The organism is Arenibacter sp. 6A1 (assembly GCF_012272855.1).
In the GTDB taxonomy this organism is placed as follows: domain Bacteria; phylum Bacteroidota; class Bacteroidia; order Flavobacteriales; family Flavobacteriaceae; genus Arenibacter.
In genome coordinates this window covers 185,052-202,217 of the sequence record NZ_JAAXCQ010000008.1, presented here as the reverse complement: position 1 = coordinate 202,217, position 17,166 = coordinate 185,052, and the positions used below count along the sequence as shown (strand labels likewise).

20 protein-coding genes are annotated in these 17,166 nt (G+C 40.9%); 17 read left to right on the top strand and 3 right to left on the bottom strand.

Going from position 1 to position 17,166, the window contains the following annotated elements:
- The 15 genes from HCG49_RS09600 to HCG49_RS09530 all read left to right on the top strand — a co-directional run bounded on the left by HCG49_RS09600 (position 1) and on the right by HCG49_RS09530 (position 12,382).
- Positions 1-420 carry a polymer-forming cytoskeletal protein gene (locus HCG49_RS09600; RefSeq protein ID WP_168469311.1) on the top strand — a complete coding sequence of 140 codons (420 nt, stop codon included), beginning with the start codon at positions 1-3 and terminating at the stop codon, positions 418-420.
- Positions 398-637, top strand: a complete 240-nt coding sequence (locus HCG49_RS09595; protein WP_168469310.1) for an AtpZ/AtpI family protein — start codon at positions 398-400, stop codon at positions 635-637. The genes HCG49_RS09600 and HCG49_RS09595 overlap by 23 nt, the downstream gene beginning before the upstream one ends.
- Complete coding sequence (locus tag HCG49_RS09590) at positions 637-1,017, top strand: DUF6168 family protein (RefSeq protein WP_168469309.1); 381 nt, start codon at positions 637-639, stop codon at positions 1,015-1,017. The genes HCG49_RS09595 and HCG49_RS09590 overlap by 1 nt, the downstream gene beginning before the upstream one ends.
- Positions 1,018-1,111: 94 nt before the next feature.
- Positions 1,112-2,221 carry a F0F1 ATP synthase subunit A gene (gene atpB, locus HCG49_RS09585; RefSeq protein WP_168469308.1) on the top strand — a complete coding sequence of 370 codons (1,110 nt, stop codon included), beginning with the start codon at positions 1,112-1,114 and terminating at the stop codon, positions 2,219-2,221.
- 50 nt (positions 2,222-2,271) lie between these two features.
- Positions 2,272-2,466, top strand: coding sequence for an ATP synthase F0 subunit C (atpE, locus tag HCG49_RS09580; RefSeq protein WP_072762670.1), 195 nt, complete (start codon positions 2,272-2,274; stop codon positions 2,464-2,466).
- 91 nt (positions 2,467-2,557) lie between these two features.
- Positions 2,558-3,058 (top strand): F0F1 ATP synthase subunit B, encoded by a 501-nt coding sequence (locus HCG49_RS09575; protein ID WP_168469307.1) that lies wholly within the window; start codon positions 2,558-2,560, stop codon positions 3,056-3,058.
- Between the two features lie 9 nt (positions 3,059-3,067).
- Entirely contained in the window at positions 3,068-3,607 is a 540-nt protein-coding gene (atpH, locus tag HCG49_RS09570) for an ATP synthase F1 subunit delta (protein WP_168469306.1), read from the top strand.
- Between the two features lie 59 nt (positions 3,608-3,666).
- Positions 3,667-5,244 carry a F0F1 ATP synthase subunit alpha gene (gene atpA, locus HCG49_RS09565; RefSeq protein ID WP_168469305.1) on the top strand — a complete coding sequence of 526 codons (1,578 nt, stop codon included), beginning with the start codon at positions 3,667-3,669 and terminating at the stop codon, positions 5,242-5,244.
- A 105-nt stretch (positions 5,245-5,349) separates the two neighbouring features.
- Positions 5,350-6,210: an ATP synthase F1 subunit gamma gene (gene atpG / locus HCG49_RS09560; RefSeq protein ID WP_168469304.1), complete on the top strand. Its 861-nt coding sequence runs from the start codon at positions 5,350-5,352 to the stop codon at positions 6,208-6,210.
- 237 nt (positions 6,211-6,447) lie between these two features.
- Positions 6,448-7,908 (top strand): lipopolysaccharide biosynthesis protein, encoded by a 1,461-nt coding sequence (locus tag HCG49_RS09555; protein WP_168469303.1) that lies wholly within the window; start codon positions 6,448-6,450, stop codon positions 7,906-7,908.
- A 105-nt stretch (positions 7,909-8,013) separates the two neighbouring features.
- On the top strand, positions 8,014-8,448 hold the full coding sequence (dut, locus tag HCG49_RS09550; protein WP_168469302.1) for a dUTP diphosphatase: 435 nt from the start codon (positions 8,014-8,016) through the stop codon (positions 8,446-8,448).
- Positions 8,449-8,547: 99 nt separating this feature from the next.
- Positions 8,548-9,480, top strand: coding sequence for a tetratricopeptide repeat protein (locus HCG49_RS09545; RefSeq protein ID WP_168469301.1), 933 nt, complete (start codon positions 8,548-8,550; stop codon positions 9,478-9,480).
- Between the two features lie 4 nt (positions 9,481-9,484).
- Positions 9,485-10,270, top strand: a complete 786-nt coding sequence (locus HCG49_RS09540) for a DUF4292 domain-containing protein (protein WP_168469300.1) — start codon at positions 9,485-9,487, stop codon at positions 10,268-10,270.
- A 1-nt stretch (position 10,271) separates the two neighbouring features.
- Positions 10,272-11,525, top strand: a complete 1,254-nt coding sequence (locus HCG49_RS09535) for a murein hydrolase activator EnvC family protein (RefSeq protein ID WP_168469299.1) — start codon at positions 10,272-10,274, stop codon at positions 11,523-11,525.
- Positions 11,526-11,545: 20 nt separating this feature from the next.
- The gene (locus HCG49_RS09530; RefSeq protein WP_168469298.1) at positions 11,546-12,382 is read left to right on the top strand and encodes an aldo/keto reductase; all 837 of its coding nucleotides are present in this window, start codon (positions 11,546-11,548) and stop codon (positions 12,380-12,382) included.
- 32 nt (positions 12,383-12,414) lie between these two features.
- Here the strand turns inward: HCG49_RS09530 and HCG49_RS09525 are convergent, their stop codons facing one another.
- Both HCG49_RS09525 and HCG49_RS09520 read right to left on the bottom strand, forming a co-directional pair.
- Entirely contained in the window at positions 12,415-12,927 is a 513-nt protein-coding gene (locus HCG49_RS09525; RefSeq protein ID WP_168469297.1) for an acyl-CoA thioesterase, read from the bottom strand.
- A 58-nt stretch (positions 12,928-12,985) separates the two neighbouring features.
- Positions 12,986-13,933 (bottom strand): SPOR domain-containing protein, encoded by a 948-nt coding sequence (locus HCG49_RS09520; RefSeq protein ID WP_168469296.1) that lies wholly within the window; start codon positions 13,931-13,933, stop codon positions 12,986-12,988.
- A gap of 103 nt (positions 13,934-14,036) precedes the next feature.
- Here HCG49_RS09520 and dprA point away from each other — a divergent pair, with 103 nt between their 5' ends.
- Positions 14,037-15,140, top strand: a complete 1,104-nt coding sequence (gene dprA / locus HCG49_RS09515) for a DNA-processing protein DprA (protein ID WP_168469295.1) — start codon at positions 14,037-14,039, stop codon at positions 15,138-15,140.
- 216 nt (positions 15,141-15,356) lie between these two features.
- On the opposite strand, the gene trpS is transcribed toward dprA, so the two are convergent.
- Positions 15,357-16,325, bottom strand: coding sequence for a tryptophan--tRNA ligase (gene trpS, locus HCG49_RS09510; RefSeq protein WP_168469366.1), 969 nt, complete (start codon positions 16,323-16,325; stop codon positions 15,357-15,359).
- A 73-nt stretch (positions 16,326-16,398) separates the two neighbouring features.
- On the opposite strand from trpS, the gene HCG49_RS09505 reads away from it, so the two are divergent.
- Entirely contained in the window at positions 16,399-17,163 is a 765-nt protein-coding gene (locus tag HCG49_RS09505) for a lysophospholipid acyltransferase family protein (protein WP_168469294.1), read from the top strand.
- The last annotated feature ends 3 nt before the right edge of the window (positions 17,164-17,166 follow it).

The following is a 17,166-nucleotide window of genomic DNA, read 5'->3' as shown; positions in this document are numbered from 1 at the left end:
ATGTTTTCAGACAACAAAAAACCTCGTTTATCACCAGAGATCGGTGGGCAACCCAACAGAATTGAGAAAAACACCAACATTAAAGGCGATATTATTTCCGAAGCCGATTTTAGGATCGATGGAAAATTGGACGGGAACCTGAAAACTTCCGGAAAAGTAGTGATCGGTGCCGATGGTTATATTCAAGGGAAAGTAGAATGTGTAAATGCCGATATAGAAGGCAGTTTTAACGGAGAGCTTTTGGTGACCGAACTTTTGACGTTAAAGGAGTCCGCAGTGATAGAAGGGGCCGTTACCGTCGCTAAACTGGCCATAGAGCCGGGAGCGACCTTTAATGCCACCTGTACCATGAAGGGCAAGGAATCCCTTAACAATAACAAAAAGACGATCGTCAATAATGAAAAAGAAAAAGTCTCCTGATTCCTCTAGTAAAATAAGTAAGTTTATTCAGTTTACCGGTTTGTCTTTTCAAATCGGTATTACTATTTATTTGGGCAATTGGTTAGGAACGTGGTTGGACGAAAAATACCAAACAGACAACCAATTGTATACGAATATTTGTACCTTGGCCGCTATTTTTCTGGCTATGGGCTCGGCTATAGTCCAGGTAATTCGGATTTCCAAAAAAGAAGAGTAATGGTAAAGAGATTATTGAGTTTTTTATGGGTGGCGATAGCCGTCTTTGTGGTTGGTTTTTTTCTGCACAATTATTTGTTGCAACACTGGAACGTAAGTCTGCGCTACAATTTGTTTTCGGTATACCTGTTTCATTTTGTGGCTAGTTCTGTAGTGTATTTATTACTAGAATTTGTCTATTCGTATGTGCCCGACCAAGTTGGGTACGGATTTTTAATGGGTGTTTTTATAAAAATCGGAGTCTTTGTACTCGTTTTTCAGACCCCTATTTTCTATACCGAGAACATGCCGCTATACGAGCGTTTACCTTTGGTATTGCCGCTTTTTATGTTTTTGGGAGTAGAAGTTTGGAGTATTGCAAAATTATTGAATTTAAAATAGGGTTTTTATAAATTAACAAAATCGACTCAGAAAAGGCATAGATAATATAAATATATTGAATACCTTTGCCGAAATTTTTGAGAGCATAAAAGCTATGTTGGTAAAAAGTAAATGGTTCAGCAAGAGACCTACAAAACTCTTCGCATTGGTATTAGGATTGTTTTTTTCATTGTCTACTTATGCAGGCGGAAAAAAGGGTGACCCCATAGATACCCAAGAGGAAATTAGTGCATATATCATGCATCACCTTCAGGATTCCCACGATTTCACACTCTATAGTAGTGCGAAAACTGGAAAACATTACGGCTTTCCACTGCCGGTAATTCTCTGGACGAGTGAAGGTTTGGTGACATTTATGTCGTCGGAGTTTCAGCATGATGACAATGGTGAAGTGATCGTTGAGAAGAACGGTTTGAAGTTTGCCAAGATCCACACTAAAATTTATGAGTTGAACGCCGGGGAAGATGTTGTTGCTTTTGACGACAAGCATCATGCCACGAACGCAGTAAGGCCTTTGGATTTATCCATTACCAAATCTGTTGTGGGGATGTTGTTAACGGCAGTCTTGATGTTGTTAGGGTTTGTTTCCTTGGCAAGAGGGTACAAGAAAGGACCTATTCCAACCGGATTGGCTAGAGGATTAGAGCCTTTGGTGATCTACGTACGTGATGAAATTGCAAGACCAAATATTGGGGATAAGAAGTACAGAAAATTTATGGGCTTCTTGTTGACCGTATTTTTCTTTATATGGACTTTGAATTTGTTAGGGTTAACGCCGCTAGGATTTAACGTAACCGGGAATATTGCCGTAACTTTTTGTTTGGCCTTATGTACGTTCTTGATTACGCAGTTCACGGCCAATAAGGATTATTGGAAGCATATTTTCTGGATGCCAGGAGTTCCTGTTCCAATGAAGCTTATCCTTATTCCAATTGAATTGTTGGGAACTTTGACAAGACCGTTTTCGCTTATGATTCGTTTGTTCGCGAATATGTCTGCAGGTCACATTGTAGTGATGAGTCTTATATCGGTGATGATTACGTTGAAAGTAGTTATGGGGCCGGTTGCCTCTACAGGTCTTTCTTTTGTATTGTCGTTGTTTTTGACAATTCTTGAGATTTTAATTGCCTTCTTGCAGGCGTTTATCTTTACCATGTTGTCTGCGGTATTTATCGGGATGGCGGTACAGGATCACGAACATTAATAAATAAGAGTATTACAATTTTCGTTTAATTATATTTAATTCAATTCATTATGACAATTCCAAATTTAGTAGGAGCAGGTTTAATCGTTTTCGGAGCTGGTATCGGTTTAGGAAAAATTGGTAGTTCAGCTATGGAGGCGATCGCTCGTCAACCAGAAGCTGCTGGAAAGATCCAAACTGCTATGATTATTATTGGAGCACTTTTGGAAGGTTTGGCATTCGGTGCCTTATTCTTAGGGAAGTAATCTTTTTGAACAGACATCTTTTTGCAACGGTTGGTTGCAAAAAGATGTTCTTTTAACGAAAACGAATTTAGAAAAATAAATACTATATAAAATGGATCAATTATTAAACGATTTTTCACCAGGGCTGTTTACAATGCAGTTAGTGATTTTGCTAGTTTTAATATTTTTGATGGCAAAGTTTGCTTGGAGACCTATCTTGGACGCTTTAAACGAAAGAGAAGAGGGGATTAGTGAAGCTTTGGCAGCAGCTGAGGAAGCGCGTAAGGAGATGCAAAACTTACAGGCCGATAATGAAAAAATGATCAAAGAAGCCCGTGCAGAGCGTGAAGCAATGATTAGAGAAGCACGTGAGATGAAGGAGAAGATTATTGCCGATGCAAAGGAAACTGCGCAATCAGAAGGTGATAAAATGATTGAGAAGGCACAATTGGCGATCGAAGCAGAGAAGAAAGCTGCTTTTGCAGAGCTAAAAAGTGAAGTAGCTAGTATTTCATTGGGTATTGCCGAAAAAATGATCAAAGGACAATTGTCTACCGATAACAAGCAATTAGAGTTGGTAGAAGAATTGATGGCAGATATTAAGCTTAACTAAACTAAAGATATGAACGAATCTAGAGCAGCCGTCCGTTATGCCAAAGCTATTTTGGACTTGGCAGTGGACAATAAGGCAACGGATGCGGTAGAAAAGGATATGCGTTCTGTAGTCAGTACTATTACTGATAGTGCCGAACTTCGTGAGTTGTTAGCGAATCCTATAGTAAAAGCTAATTTAAAGAAAGTAGTTCTTTTAGATGTTTTTAAAGGGAGTAATGCAATCACCGAAGGCTTGATCAATGTTTTGGTAGAGAACAAAAGAATTGCGCTGCTAGCAAATGTAGCCGAGAAATTTGTTCTTTTAAACGAAGAGCGCAAAGGACAGGGAGTGGCATATGTGACGACCGCTGTAGCGTTAACACCAGAATTGGAAAAGAAGATTATAAAGCAGGTTGTGGAAATGACCGGCAAGGAGTCTACTTTAGAGAATACAATAGATGAAAGCATTATTGGTGGTTTCATTTTACGAGTAGGCGATTTACAGTACGATGCCAGTATCGCACATAAATTGAGTAGCTTAAAACGAGAATTTACAAATAGTCTATAAATAATTTTTTTGGCCAAAAGTCCATTTAGGTCTTTGTCCTAATCTTATATCTATAACAAATGGCAGGAGTAAAAGCCGCTGAAGTTTCAGCAATATTAAAAAATCAATTATCAGGATACGAAGCGTCCGCTTCTTTAAACGAAGTCGGTACGGTTTTACAAGTAGGTGATGGTATCGCTAGAGTTTACGGACTATCGAACGTAGAGTATGGCGAATTGGTAGAGTTTGAGGGGGGTCTTCAAGGGATCGTTCTTAACTTAGAAGAAGATAATGTTGGTGTGGTATTGTTGAGCCCTTCTAGAGATGTTAAAGAAGGTTCAGTGGTAAAACGTACACAGTCTATTGCCTCTATTAAAGTAGGTGAAGGTATTGTAGGACGTGTTGTTGATACTCTTGGAGCACCAATAGATGGTAAAGGACCTATTGAAGGTAAAGTTTACGATATGCCATTGGAGCGTAAGGCGCCAGGGGTTATCTATCGTCAGCCGGTAAATGAGCCGTTGCAAACGGGAATTAAAGCGATCGATGCCATGATCCCTGTAGGTAGAGGACAGCGTGAGCTTGTGATTGGTGACCGTCAAACAGGTAAGACTACCGTTTGTATCGATACCATCCTAAACCAAAAAGAATTTTACGATGCTGGGGAACCAGTTTATTGTATCTATGTTGCTATTGGGCAAAAAGCCTCTACAGTAGCAAACATCGCAAAAACATTAGAAGATAACGGTGCTTTGGCATATACGACTATCGTAGCGGCCAATGCTTCCGATCCTGCAGCAATGCAGGTATATGCTCCTTTCGCCGGTGCGGCCATCGGAGAGTATTTTAGAGATACAGGTCGTCCTGCATTGATTATTTATGACGATTTATCGAAACAAGCGGTAGCTTACCGTGAGGTGTCTTTGTTATTAAGAAGACCACCGGGACGTGAGGCTTACCCTGGGGATGTTTTCTTCCTTCACTCTAGATTGTTGGAGCGTGCTGCAAAAGTGATCGCCGATGATACTATTGCTAAGGAAATGAACGACTTGCCAGACAACTTAAAGCCAATCGTAAAAGGTGGTGGATCTTTAACGGCATTGCCAATTATTGAAACACAAGCAGGTGACGTTTCTGCTTATATCCCAACCAACGTAATTTCTATTACCGATGGTCAGATTTTCTTGGAGCAAGATTTGTTCAACCAAGGGGTGCGTCCAGCAATTAACGTAGGTATTTCTGTATCTCGTGTTGGTGGTAACGCTCAGATTAAATCGATGAAAAAGGTAGCAGGTACCTTAAAACTAGATCAGGCGCAGTTCCGTGAATTGGAAGCGTTTGCTAAGTTTGGTTCTGATTTGGATGCAGCAACTTTAAACGTAATTGAAAAAGGTCGTAGAAACGTTGAGATCCTTAAGCAGGCACAAAACGATCCTTTTACAGTAGAAGATCAGGTAGCTATTATCTACGCAGGTGCTAAAAACTTGTTGAGAAATGTTCCTGTAGAGAAAGTGAAGGAATTTGAAAAGGATTTCTTGGAATACCTAAATGCAAAACACAGAGATGTGTTGGATACTCTAAAGGCTGGAAAGTTAACGGACGAAGTTATAGAGACGATATCTGCGGTTTGTAAAGAGTTAGCAGCGAAGTATAATTAAAGCATAGCCTGCTCCCTTCGGGGAGTAGGTAATTTTAGCTTTTATATTTTATATCAATGTTAATCAGTTCCTTTCGATTCGAAAGGATGTAGGATAGGAAAAAAAATGGCAAACTTAAAAGAAATACGTAATAGGATTGCATCGGTATCTTCAACCATGCAGATCACCAGTGCCATGAAAATGGTATCGGCTGCAAAATTGAAGAAGGCACAGGATGCCATTACCGCTATGCGTCCTTATTCTGATAAACTATCGGAACTTTTACAAGGGTTGAGCTCCTCTATGGAAGCTGAATCTGGAAATCAATATTCCGAAGTCCGTGAAATCAACAAAGTAATGGTGGTGGTCGTTACCTCTAACCGTGGTTTGTGTGGTGCCTTTAATACTAATGTGATCAAACAAAGTTCAGCCTTGATCGGTGGGAAATATGCCGGGAAGGAAGTGGACATTATGGCCATAGGGAAAAAAGGGGACGATGTCTTAGGTAAAAAATTTAATGTTATCGCCAACCATAGCGATATATATGATGACCTTACTTTTGACAATGTAGCTGCTATTGCCGAAGATTTAATGAAGCTGTTTACAGATGGGACTTATGACAAGATTGAAATTGTTTACAACAAGTTCAAGAATGCCGCGACCCAGATTGTAATGACCGAGCAATTTTTACCAATTGTTCCTATGGAGGGCGATGCTGATTTAAATGGTGACTATATTTTTGAACCTTCTAAGGTTGAAATTATAGAGCAATTGATACCAAAGTCTTTAAAGACACAGTTGTACAAAGGTATACGCGATTCTTTTGCCAGTGAGCACGGAGCGCGTATGACAGCGATGCACAAGGCAACAGATAACGCAACAGAACTTAGAGATCAGTTGAAACTGACTTATAACAAAGCTAGACAAGCAGCTATTACAAACGAAATCTTGGAAATCGTTGGTGGTGCAGAAGCTTTGAACAACTAATATATAGAAGGTATGAGCTAGTTGTGTTAAGCAACAGTCTTTTATTTTCGAGAGAATATAAAATGAACCCCACAGCAATGTGGGGTTTTTTTATGCCTGTACTTTTTAGGAAGTTGGCCCTTATCGTTAAAAATTGCGGAATTGGGTAGTTTTCGCCCTGCCGTGCTCCCTAAACCTTAAAAGGTACTTTGTGGTGAGGGTATTAATAACTACTTTTAAACCTTAATTTTAGAATCTTTGAACCCCTTAAAAAAACTTTTTAAGCATACCTTTATATACGGTATGGCAACGGTACTGCCCCGGATGCTGAGCTTTCTTTTGTTGCCGTTGTATACAGAGGTATTGGAAACTGCCGGTTTTGGGGAGGTCAGCATTATATTTTCCTGGTTTGCCATCTTTAATGTTGTGTTGGCATACGGAATGGAAACGGCCTTCTTTAGGTTTTATAACAATGCTGTAGATAAGGCCAAGGTGGTTAGCACTTCTTTGATGACCATAGGCAGTTCTACCTTCTTGTTCTTGATATTAGCGCTGAGTTTTCAGGACACTATGGCCAGTCTGACGAATATCGATGCCAAGTACATACAGTATGCCATCTATATTTTGGCCCTAGATGCCCTTGTGATTATTCCTTTTGCATGGTTAAGAGCCAATGAAGAACCAATGCGGTATGCGCTGGTCAAAATGGCCAATGTAGTTTTAAATTTTGGGCTGAATATTTTCTTTTTATTGGTGTTGCCAAAAATGGCGGTACCAGGTGCCGATTCGGTTTGGAGTATGTTGTACCGTCCCGATTTTGAAATCTCCTATATATTTATTGCCAATCTTATCGCAAGCGGATCGAGCTTGTTATTGATGTCCGATGTTTATTTTAAAAGCACGTATCGCTTCGATAGGCTATTGTGGAAGAAAATGATGAAGTATGCCTTTCCAGTATTGATCGCCGGCTTGGCCTATTCGGTAAATGAGGTCTTTGACAAGATTATGCTGTCTTACCTTTTGCCAGCAGATATTGCGGAGAGCGAAATTGGCAAGTATGCCGGTTGCTATCGATTGGCTATGTTTATGACCTTGTTTGCTACCGCCTTTAGGATGGGAATAGAGCCTTTTTTCTTTAGTCATTCCTCTTCTGAAAATCCACAAAAGACCTATGCGCAAATCACCAATTATTTTGTCGTCTTTGGCAGTATTATCTTATTAGGGGTAGTTGTTTTTGCCGATACCTTAAAATTATTGTTGGTGCGCAATGAAGATTATTGGGAAGCCATGCCGGTGGTACCCTTGATAGTTTTGGCAAGTTTCTGTTTGGGCATTTACCATAACTTGTCTGTTTGGTACAAGGTAACCGACAGGACTAAAGTTGGGGCCTATATCTCTATTGTGGGCGCCGTGCTGACGATTATTGTTAATTACGCCTTTATTCCCCTTTATGGGTATATGGCCTCGGCAGTAGCCACCCTAGTGGCCTATGCTGTGATGATGTTGCTTTCTTTCAGTATCGGGCAGCGGTATTACCCTATACCGTACGACCTGCGTAAAATATTGTTTTACCTGTTGGTATCTATAGGTTTTTCCGTGCTATCCTTTTATGTGTTTGATCGGAATTTAATTATAGGTATTGTACTTTTGTTGCTGTATTTAGGATTGGTCTACTCACGGGAGGGCGTAAAACTAAAACAGCTTTTTGTAAAGAAATAACTGTTGCGGTTCTCGGGGAATAAGGCTATACATATTTATATGGCATTAGAATTGCGGAAGAGACTATAATATTGAACAAGCGCTTACAAACAAAATCATACCATTATGCATATTAAGATTATCAACAAATCTGCTCACCCATTACCGAGTTATGAAACCTTGGCTTCGGCAGGGATGGATTTGAGGGCCCATTTAGAAGGGCCAATAGTATTGGCTCCATTAGCAAGGGCTATTGTAAAGACCGGACTTTTTATTGAACTTCCGGTAGGTACAGAGGCCCAAGTGCGTCCAAGGAGCGGTTTAGCCGCCAAAAAAGGCGTTACCGTATTGAATGCTCCCGGAACGATCGATGCGGATTATAGGGGCGAAATTGGCGTTATTTTAGTTAACTTGTCCAATGAAGACTTTACGGTAGAAAACGGAGAGCGCATAGCCCAATTGGTCATTGCCAAGCACGAACGTGCAGAATGGTTAGACGCGGATCAATTGTCCGAAACCTCAAGGGGCGAAGGCGGCTTTGGCAGTACTGGCGTAAAATAATACATGCCCTAGGGAAAAACAGGGGAAGCGATGATTCGTTTTGTTCGCTTCCCATATTTCTGCTTGGGATTTTGGGTTAAACGGTCAATTTTTATGGGTATGAAAAACACACTGTACTTAGTTGTTTTTATTCTTGGATTATGGTTAATCCCAGCAACGACCTATGCCCAAGAAAAAGAATTGCAGGAAGAAGAAAGTGCGGCAGTTTCCCTAGAGGATTATTCCGATGAATTTCAAGAAAACTTTTTTGAAGGCTTAAAGCAAAAGGGGATAGAAAACTACGATAGGGCTATTGTCCATTTCCTGGAATGCAAACGTCTAGACCCTCATAATGTCGATGTAGACCACGAGCTGGCAAAGGCGTATATTTCCTTAAAACAATTTGTCTTGGCACAAGACCATGCCAAGGCTGCCGTAGTAGGAGAACCAGAAAACTATTGGTTTTTAAATACCCTACACCAAGCACTGCAAAGTCAGGGCTACTCCCTGCAATACCTCAATTCCGAAATTCCGTTAAAAAACCCTAAACTTCGTGAAAATATGGTGCTGCTCTACTATCAGAACCAACAGTACGAAGAAGCGTTACAACTACTAGATGGTATAAAAGCATCACCATTTGTGGCGGAAATGCGTTTTAAAATTAAAGAGTCCATACAGCAAAGAGACGGGCAGGTGAATGAGGTAGACATGGTCATAGAGAGTAAGCAGGCAGATGATCCCTATGAAAACTATAGGGCCACAATGGACGAACTCTTGGCTCAAAACAATTTTGAGGAATTAGAACAGCTTAGTGCCGAGGCTTTGGAAGTCTTTCCCGCACAGGTATACTTTTATTATATGCATGGCATGGCCCTGCAGAAGAATGAAAAATACAAACAGGCCATCGCTATATTGGAATCCGGATTGGATTATTTGATAGACGATATCCCGCTGGCCAATAAAATATATAAGGAATTGGCAGATGCTTATAAGGCTTTAGGAGATTCTTCAAAGTCAAATATGTATCTTAGTAAAATTAAATCGGGCTTATAATTATATGAAGAATAGGATACAAAAGGTGCAGAAATGGGCCGTATTATACATTTTTGTGATCATGGCGGTGTCATGTAAATCGACAAAAATCAGTTCAGATGGTACTGTAGATGAAAACATGAGCGCCAAAGCGGTGATCAGGAACCATTATTATAGTCACCTGAATTTTAAGACCCTGAGCGGTAGAATCAAGGTTGATTATTCCGACGGGCATGGCTCTCAAGGGGTGAATGTAAGTATACGGATGGAAAAGGACAAGGCTATTTGGCTGAGTGCTCCTTTAGGGGTGGTGAAGGCGTTTATAACCCCTAAACGGGTATCTTTTTACAATAAATTGGACAACGAGTATTTTGATGGCGATTTTTCCTATTTGAGCAAGCTTTTAGGCACCGATATCGACTTCGAAAAAATACAGAGCCTGCTTTTGGGCGAGGCCTTGGTAGATTTAAGGGATGACAAGTATGCGGTAGCTATTAAAGATGGCAACTACGAATTGAAGCCACAAAAGGTGGCCGATTTATTAAAGACCTTGTTTGTGGTAGAACCTCAAAATTTTAAAATGGCGTCTCAATTATTGGCACAGCCATTAAAGAACAGGATGCTAGCCATAGAATATAAAAATTATCAGAAAATAAGCAATTGGGTATTGCCCAATCATATCCAAATTACCACCATGGAAGGGGATAAGACCAATAACATAGACATTCAATATCGTAATATGGAGTTTAATAGGGCCTTAAATTTCAATTACAACATTCCCAATGGTTACAAACAAATTGTTTTAAAGTAAGATGAAAATTAAATCACTGCCTTTAATTTATACGGTATTGTTGGTAATCGCTTTGGCGAGCTTTAAGGGGTTTGGGCAAACAACGGAGCAAAAAGCCTTGGAAGCAAAAAGAGAACAGCTTCAAAAGGAGATTACCCAAATAAACCGTTTGTTGTTCAATGAAAAAAAGGAAAAGGGGAATGTTATAGGGCAGATGGAGGCCATGGATCAAAAAATAAATGTGCGTCAGCAATTGATCCGGGTAACCAATCAGCAATCCAATCTGTTAAATCGACAGATAAATACCAATATTAGAAACATCAGTAAACTACGGAGCGAATTAGAGGCCTTGAAAGAGGAATACGCCAATTTGATTCAAAAGTCCTATCAGAATAAATCCCAACAGAGCCGGTTGATGTTTTTGTTGTCTGCCGAAAATTTTCAGCAGGGCTTTAAGCGGTTTCAATACATGAAACAATATACCCAGTACCGAAAGGAGCAAGGGGAGCAGATTGTTTTAAAAACCGATGAACTTACCAAGTTAAATCAAGACCTTACCGTTCAACGCAAGCAAAAAGACCGTTTGATTGCCGAAAACACAAAGGTTAAGAACGAATTGTTCAAAGAGCTTGCTGCCCAAAAGGAGTTGTTGCAGACCATACGGAAAAACGAATCTAAATACACGGCTACCATCGCTAAGAAAAAGAAGGAAGCCAAACAGATTGATCAACAGATCGAAAAACTGATCCGCGAGGCTATTGCGGCTTCCAATAAGAAGGCCGCCGGGAGCAGCAGTAGTGCCACGGCCAGTAGCAGCAGTAGTAGTAAGTTTGTACTGACGCCTGAAGCCGCCATCGTGGCCAATAATTTTACGGCGAACAAGGGCAAGCTTATTTGGCCGGTAGAAAAGGGAATAAAAAGTCAAGGTTTTGGCGTGTATAAAGACGCCGTCTATCCTGGCATTAAGCACGAAAGTAACGGGGTAATCATCGCCACCGAGGCAGGGGCCAAAGCTAGGGCCATCTTCGAGGGGGAAGTCATTGCTGTGATCGCCGTACCCGGAGGAAATAAAGGCGTGCAGATTAAGCATGGTAACTTTATAAGCACCTATTACAATTTATCTACCCTAAACGTAAAAAAAGGAGACAAGGTAAAGGCTAAAACAGATTTGGGCACTATTTATACCAATCGGTTCAGCGGTGAAACCCGATTGAAATTCTACCTCCATAGAGATACGGCTAAATTAAACCCCGAAGAATGGGTCTATCGATTATAATAATGTAAAAAGTTTGAGAGATGAAGACTATAACAGATTTAAAAGGGAGCGTTGCGTTATCTAATGGTGTAGCGATGCCTTATTTGGGCTTAGGAGTGTATTTATCGGAAGAAGGAAAAGAAGTCGTCAATGCGGTCAAATGGGCCTTAGAAGCGGGCTATAGGCATATAGACACGGCATCGATCTATAAAAATGAAACAGGGGTAGGCAAAGGAATTAAAGAAAGCGGTGTTCCGCGCGAAGAGATATTTTTGGTCAGTAAGGTCTGGAATTCCGATCAAGGGTACGACAGCACCATAGAGGCCTTTGAAAACAGCTTAAAACGGCTGGGGACAGATTATCTGGACCTGTACTTAATCCATTGGCCGGTAAAAGGAAAATATAAGGAAACCTGGAGGGCGCTAGAGGATTTGTACAAACAAAAGCGCATTCGGGCCATTGGGGTGAGCAACTTTTTACAGCATCATTTAGAAGACCTTATGGGTACGGCCGAAATTGTCCCCATGGTGAACCAAATGGAGTGCCATCCTTACTTGGTACAACAAGAGTTAATAGACTTCTGCAACAATAATACCATTCAGTATGAATGTTGGTCTCCTTTGATGCAGGGAAAAATATTTGAGTTGGACGTAATGAAAAAGTTGGCCCAAAAATATGAGAAAACAATTGCGCAGATCGTTTTGCGCTGGGATTTACAAAAGGGATTGGTGACCATCCCGAAATCGACCAAAAAAGACAGGATAATAGCCAATGCCAATGTCTTCGATTTTGAGCTGTCTCAAGACGATATGCTATTATTAAACCAACTAGAAAGAAGCGAACGATTTGGACCCGACCCGGATAATTTCGATTTCTAGGTCGGTAAAATTTTCCAATAAATAAAAGGGTGTTACTCTACAAACAACGCCTTTAATTCGGTAGCGTCATGGGGCTTCATTTTCCCAGCCAATACCAAACTGAGCTGTTTGCGTCTCAGGGCCGCATTAAAGCGATCTATTTCTAAGGGAGTCTCTGGCTTTAACTCGGGCACACGGGTAGGTTTACCGGTATCGTCCACGGCCACGAAGGTATAAATAGCCTCGTTTACCTTAGATCTCTCGCCGTTAAAGCGGTCTTCCATCCACACATCTATATAGATCTCCATAGAGGTGTTAAATGCTCTAGAAACAGCTGCCTCAACCGTCACAACACTCCCAACAGGTACCGCTTGGTTAAAAGCCACGTGGTTTACGGAAGCCGTAACGGTAATACGTCGGCTATGTCTTCTAGCGGCAATACTAGCAGCTCTGTCCATACGGGCCAATAATTCTCCGCCAAACAAATTGTTCAAAGGATTTGTTTCGCTAGGAAGGACCATATCGGTCATTAAAGTACGAGATTCACTTGGGGTTTTAGGCTCCATTAAATTTATTTTTAGCAAAGATACATTGCCGATAATAAGCTAAGAAATAGTAAGGTAATTATTTTACGGTAAGCAGCCACGCCTCGCTAGATTCGGTGCGTTTTATCTTATTTAGATAATTGATGGCTTTGTTTGCGTCGGTAAAACTTCCGTAGGCCACCATGTGCAATCCGTAGTCGTTTACGCCTACATAGGTAGCATCGTAGCCTTTAGCCTTTAACTGTTGGGCTTTCTTCTCGGCGTTTTCCTGCACTCTAAAGGCACCCGCAATAATTTGGTGTACCGTAACTTTTTTCTCCGTGGCGATATTTAAGGATACCGCAGGCAATTCTAAAGGGGCGGTGTTAAAGAAGGTCGCCTCTTGTATGTTTTTAGAAACTTGCTGTTGTGCATTTTGTCGTACCAATTGCTGGTTGTCCAAGGTATCGTTATAAAGTCTATACCCTGTAAACCCTGTTGCAACGGCCAGTAAAATAACGGCTGCATATTTCAAATAAGGTCTGATGCCAGATTCTTTCCTGGTTTCAGGAGTAATCATAAAAGGAATTTTTTCTTCCATGGCTTCAACTTCCTCTTTAAGTACCTCTCTAGCTACGGGAGCCGTCACAAAAGACGACAGTCCAAAAGAAGAGGTCAGGTAATTTACCTGGTTGAAAGGCTGAAACTGAATTTTCTCTTCCTTGTTGAGCCATAACTCTCCAATGTTGGCAAGAAGCAATCGCTCACCTTGCGCTAAGGTAGCTTTCCACTGCTGAACGATCAGCAATACGCGCTTAAGCATCTCGTCATAGGAGGTTTTTTCGGCATCGGCCATATAGGAAACCAATAGGCCGTCATTGGAAGAAAGCTGTCCGTTAAAAGAAACGATCTTGGAAGGAGGATGAAATTCATGATTGGTTTCATGAATGATAGCAGATTTCATTTGGGTAAGAAAAGCACCAAATTCCGGTACCACTACACAGTTATACCTGTAAAGAAGCTCTGTTATATACTGTTCTGTCCTCATAACACAAAGATTGTAAAAATTATACAAGTTCAAAACTCTAAAGCTAACTTTTTATTAACATTATATTTTGTGTATTTTGTAAAGAAATAAACAGTAGGTGCAAATGTCTAAAGATGAATTGATTGCGGTATTGAGGTTACAGGGGATTCCGAATATAGGAGATATTACGGCAAAAAAACTTATTACACATTGTGGTAGTCCAATGGCAGTATTTGAGGATAATTACAAGCAACTCTTAAAAATTGACGGCATAGGATCCCATACTTTAAAGGGACTAAGGGATGGGGAATACCTTGAATTGGCCGAGTCGGAATATGAATTTATCCAAAGAGAAAACATTGCCTATTCTTATTTTACCGATCCAGAATATCCTAAAAATTTAAAACATTGTATCGATAGCCCCTTATTGCTGTTTAAGACGGGGAATATGGCCCTGGAAAACAAAAAAATGATCAGTGTGGTGGGGACTAGGAATATGACCAGTTACGGCCAGGCATTTATTGAGGAGTTTATTGCTGCCTTGGCGCCCTTAGATCCGGTGATTGTCAGCGGATTTGCCTATGGGGTCGATATCTGTGCACAAAAGGCAGCCATCAAGCACGGACTGCAAACCATTGGGTGTTTGGCACATGGCCTTAACCAGATTTATCCCATGGTACACGGTAAATATGTAAACGAGGTGAATAAAAATGGTGGTTTTTTTACGGAGTTTAGAAGTAATAGCCATCCGGAAAGAGAGAATTTTTTAAGAAGGAACCGTATAATTGCCGGGCTGAGCGAGGCTACCATCGTCATAGAGTCTGCCGATAAAGGGGGTAGTTTGGTGACAGCAGATTGTGCACATAGCTATAACAGAGAGGTGTTTGCCGTCCCGGGGAGGGTGACCGATAAATATAGCTTGGGCTGTAATACCCTGATTAAACAACAAAAGGCACAGATGTTGACCTCGGCCGCTGACCTTGTTTATATGTTGGGTTGGGAAGTAGAAAAACCGTCAGATAAGGGAGTGCAAAAACAACTGTTCGTAGAAATGGACGCTACCGAGAATAGTATTTATAAATATCTGCAGACCCATGGGAAGCAAATGCTCGACAGTATCGCCCTAGACTGCCAACTTCCAATTTTTAAGGCCTCTTCTACCTTGTTCAATATGGAAATGAAAGGGGTTGTAAGGCCCTTGCCGGGAAAACTCTTTGAGGCTATTTAAAGCTTAATTAAAAGAAGCGTCAGAGTTTTTATACCAATGGGTTTAAAATAAAACAAACTTCATAAGATAACTTTGGACTCATTGTTGTACTGATTGGTATAATAATGTCAGGCCCTAATTGTAGGAGAGTTCTATGGGAATTTGGCCGACAATAGCGGATATAAAAAACCCTGACAGTAAGTGCTACGGCCAGGGCATGTATTTTTATTGGGTTGTTTAGTATCCTACTTTTGTACGTACGCGTTGTAGTACTTCGTCGGCTACTTTTTTAGCTTTTTCGGCGCCTATGGTAAGGGCTGCATCTACCTCTTCTAAGTGCTCCATATAGTAATTGTACTTTTCACGGGCATCGGCAAATTTCTCAACGATAAGCTCGTATAAGGCTTGTTTGGCATGGCCGTAACCATAGTTGCCGCCCAAGTAATTGGCACGCATTTCCTCGATCTGACTCTCGGAAGCCAATATTTTATAAATAGCAAAAACATTGTCCGTTTCTGGGTCCTTTGGTTCTTCCATACCCTTACTATCGGTTTGGATCCCCATAATTTGCTTGCGGAGTTTTTTGTCGGTTTGGAAAAGATTGATCAAGTTTCCTTTACTCTTACTCATTTTTTCACCGTCGGTACCGGGAACATACATGGTTTCTTCCTGTATTTTCCCCTCTGGCATAACAAAGGTATCTCCCAATTGGGCGTGGAACCTAGACGCCACATCGCGGGTCATTTCTATATGCTGCAATTGATCTTTTCCGACTGGAACTATTTCGGCATCGTACAATAAGATGTCTGCGGCCATTAGCATGGGGTAACTAAAAAGTCCGGCGTTCACATCGCTTAAGCGATCGGCCTTGTCCTTAAAAGAATGGGCCAAAGTAAGGCGCTGGTACGGGAAGAAACAACTAAGGTACCAACTAAGCTCCGTGGTCTGTGGCACATCGCTCTGGCGATAGAAGACCGTTTTATTAATATCTAAGCCAAAGGCCAGCCATGTTGCAGCAACAGCATAGGTGTTGGCACGCAGTTCTTCCCCATTTTTTATTTGGGTAAGCGAATGCATGTCAGCAATAAATAAAAACGATTCGTTTTTCGGATCGTTGGCCATTGCTATGGCGGGCATCACTGCTCCTAAAATATTTCCTAAGTGGGGAGTGCCCGTACTTTGTATTCCTGTTAATATTCTTGCCATTATTTTAATTTCAAAGAAAGACAAAGGTAAAAGAAATCCTAAATTAGGTCCTAAATTTGTTACTTTTGATTTCATGTTTTTATTCCTAAAGAAAATCGGTTTTACGCTCTATCGAATTTGGTTTTATATTTTGGTGGCCCTCCCCATTTTATTGATGTTTCCCTTTTTGGTACTCTTCTGCTTGTCCGAAAGGACCTATCCGCAATTCTTTTGGATTGCTCGCAACATATGGGCCAACTGTATCCTTTATGGAATGGGCTGTGTGCCGGTTATTAAAAGAGAACAGCCCTTTGTGAAAGGAGAGAGCTATATGTTGGTGGCCAACCACACCAGTATGTTAGATATTATGCTGATGTTAAAGATCAGTAAAAACCCCTTTGTCTTTATCGGAAAAAAAGAACTGGTAAAGATCCCTATATTCGGATTCTTTTATAAGCGGGTATGTATTATGGTCGATAGGGAGTGTAGTAAGAGTAGAACCGGGGTATACCGAAGGGCGCAAAAACGATTGGACCAAGGACTAAGTATTTGCATTTTCCCTGAAGGTGGGGTGCCCGAGGAACATATTGTCCTAGATCAGTTTAAGGAAGGGGCTTTTAAAATGGCGGTAGCCCATAGTATTCCAATAGTGCCTATTACTTTTTTCGACAATAAAAAACGTTTTTCTTTTAGCTTTTATAGTGGTGGACCAGGGAAAATTCGCGCTTTGGTACATCGCTTTATACCTACCGCTCATATTGAGGACCACAAAAGATCTCAGCTGAAAGAAGACACTAGAAAGGTAATCCTGGAAGCCTTGGAAAAAGATGCCAAGGCATATAAAGAGAAAACTGCCTAAACA

What these genes read in the sequence shown, in the direction of transcription:
- HCG49_RS09600 (WP_168469311.1), top strand. Translation starts at nt 1, where the DNA reads ATGTTTTCAGACAACAAAAAACCTCGTTTATCACCAGAGATCGGTGGG.
- HCG49_RS09595 (WP_168469310.1), top strand. Translation starts at nt 398, where the DNA reads ATGAAAAAGAAAAAGTCTCCTGATTCCTCTAGTAAAATAAGTAAGTTT.
- HCG49_RS09590 (WP_168469309.1), top strand. Translation starts at nt 637, where the DNA reads ATGGTAAAGAGATTATTGAGTTTTTTATGGGTGGCGATAGCCGTCTTT.
- atpB (WP_168469308.1), top strand. Translation starts at nt 1,112, where the DNA reads ATGTTGGTAAAAAGTAAATGGTTCAGCAAGAGACCTACAAAACTCTTC.
- atpE (WP_072762670.1), top strand. Translation starts at nt 2,272, where the DNA reads ATGACAATTCCAAATTTAGTAGGAGCAGGTTTAATCGTTTTCGGAGCT.
- HCG49_RS09575 (WP_168469307.1), top strand. Translation starts at nt 2,558, where the DNA reads ATGGATCAATTATTAAACGATTTTTCACCAGGGCTGTTTACAATGCAG.
- atpH (WP_168469306.1), top strand. Translation starts at nt 3,068, where the DNA reads ATGAACGAATCTAGAGCAGCCGTCCGTTATGCCAAAGCTATTTTGGAC.
- atpA (WP_168469305.1), top strand. Translation starts at nt 3,667, where the DNA reads ATGGCAGGAGTAAAAGCCGCTGAAGTTTCAGCAATATTAAAAAATCAA.
- atpG (WP_168469304.1), top strand. Translation starts at nt 5,350, where the DNA reads ATGGCAAACTTAAAAGAAATACGTAATAGGATTGCATCGGTATCTTCA.
- dut (WP_168469302.1), top strand. Translation starts at nt 8,014, where the DNA reads ATGCATATTAAGATTATCAACAAATCTGCTCACCCATTACCGAGTTAT.
- HCG49_RS09545 (WP_168469301.1), top strand. Translation starts at nt 8,548, where the DNA reads ATGAAAAACACACTGTACTTAGTTGTTTTTATTCTTGGATTATGGTTA.
- HCG49_RS09540 (WP_168469300.1), top strand. Translation starts at nt 9,485, where the DNA reads ATGAAGAATAGGATACAAAAGGTGCAGAAATGGGCCGTATTATACATT.
- HCG49_RS09535 (WP_168469299.1), top strand. Translation starts at nt 10,272, where the DNA reads ATGAAAATTAAATCACTGCCTTTAATTTATACGGTATTGTTGGTAATC.
- HCG49_RS09530 (WP_168469298.1), top strand. Translation starts at nt 11,546, where the DNA reads ATGAAGACTATAACAGATTTAAAAGGGAGCGTTGCGTTATCTAATGGT.
- HCG49_RS09525 (WP_168469297.1), bottom strand. Translation starts at nt 12,927, where the DNA reads ATGGAGCCTAAAACCCCAAGTGAATCTCGTACTTTAATGACCGATATG.
- HCG49_RS09520 (WP_168469296.1), bottom strand. Translation starts at nt 13,933, where the DNA reads ATGAGGACAGAACAGTATATAACAGAGCTTCTTTACAGGTATAACTGT.
- dprA (WP_168469295.1), top strand. Translation starts at nt 14,037, where the DNA reads ATGTCTAAAGATGAATTGATTGCGGTATTGAGGTTACAGGGGATTCCG.
- trpS (WP_168469366.1), bottom strand. Translation starts at nt 16,325, where the DNA reads ATGGCAAGAATATTAACAGGAATACAAAGTACGGGCACTCCCCACTTA.
- HCG49_RS09505 (WP_168469294.1), top strand. Translation starts at nt 16,399, where the DNA reads ATGTTTTTATTCCTAAAGAAAATCGGTTTTACGCTCTATCGAATTTGG.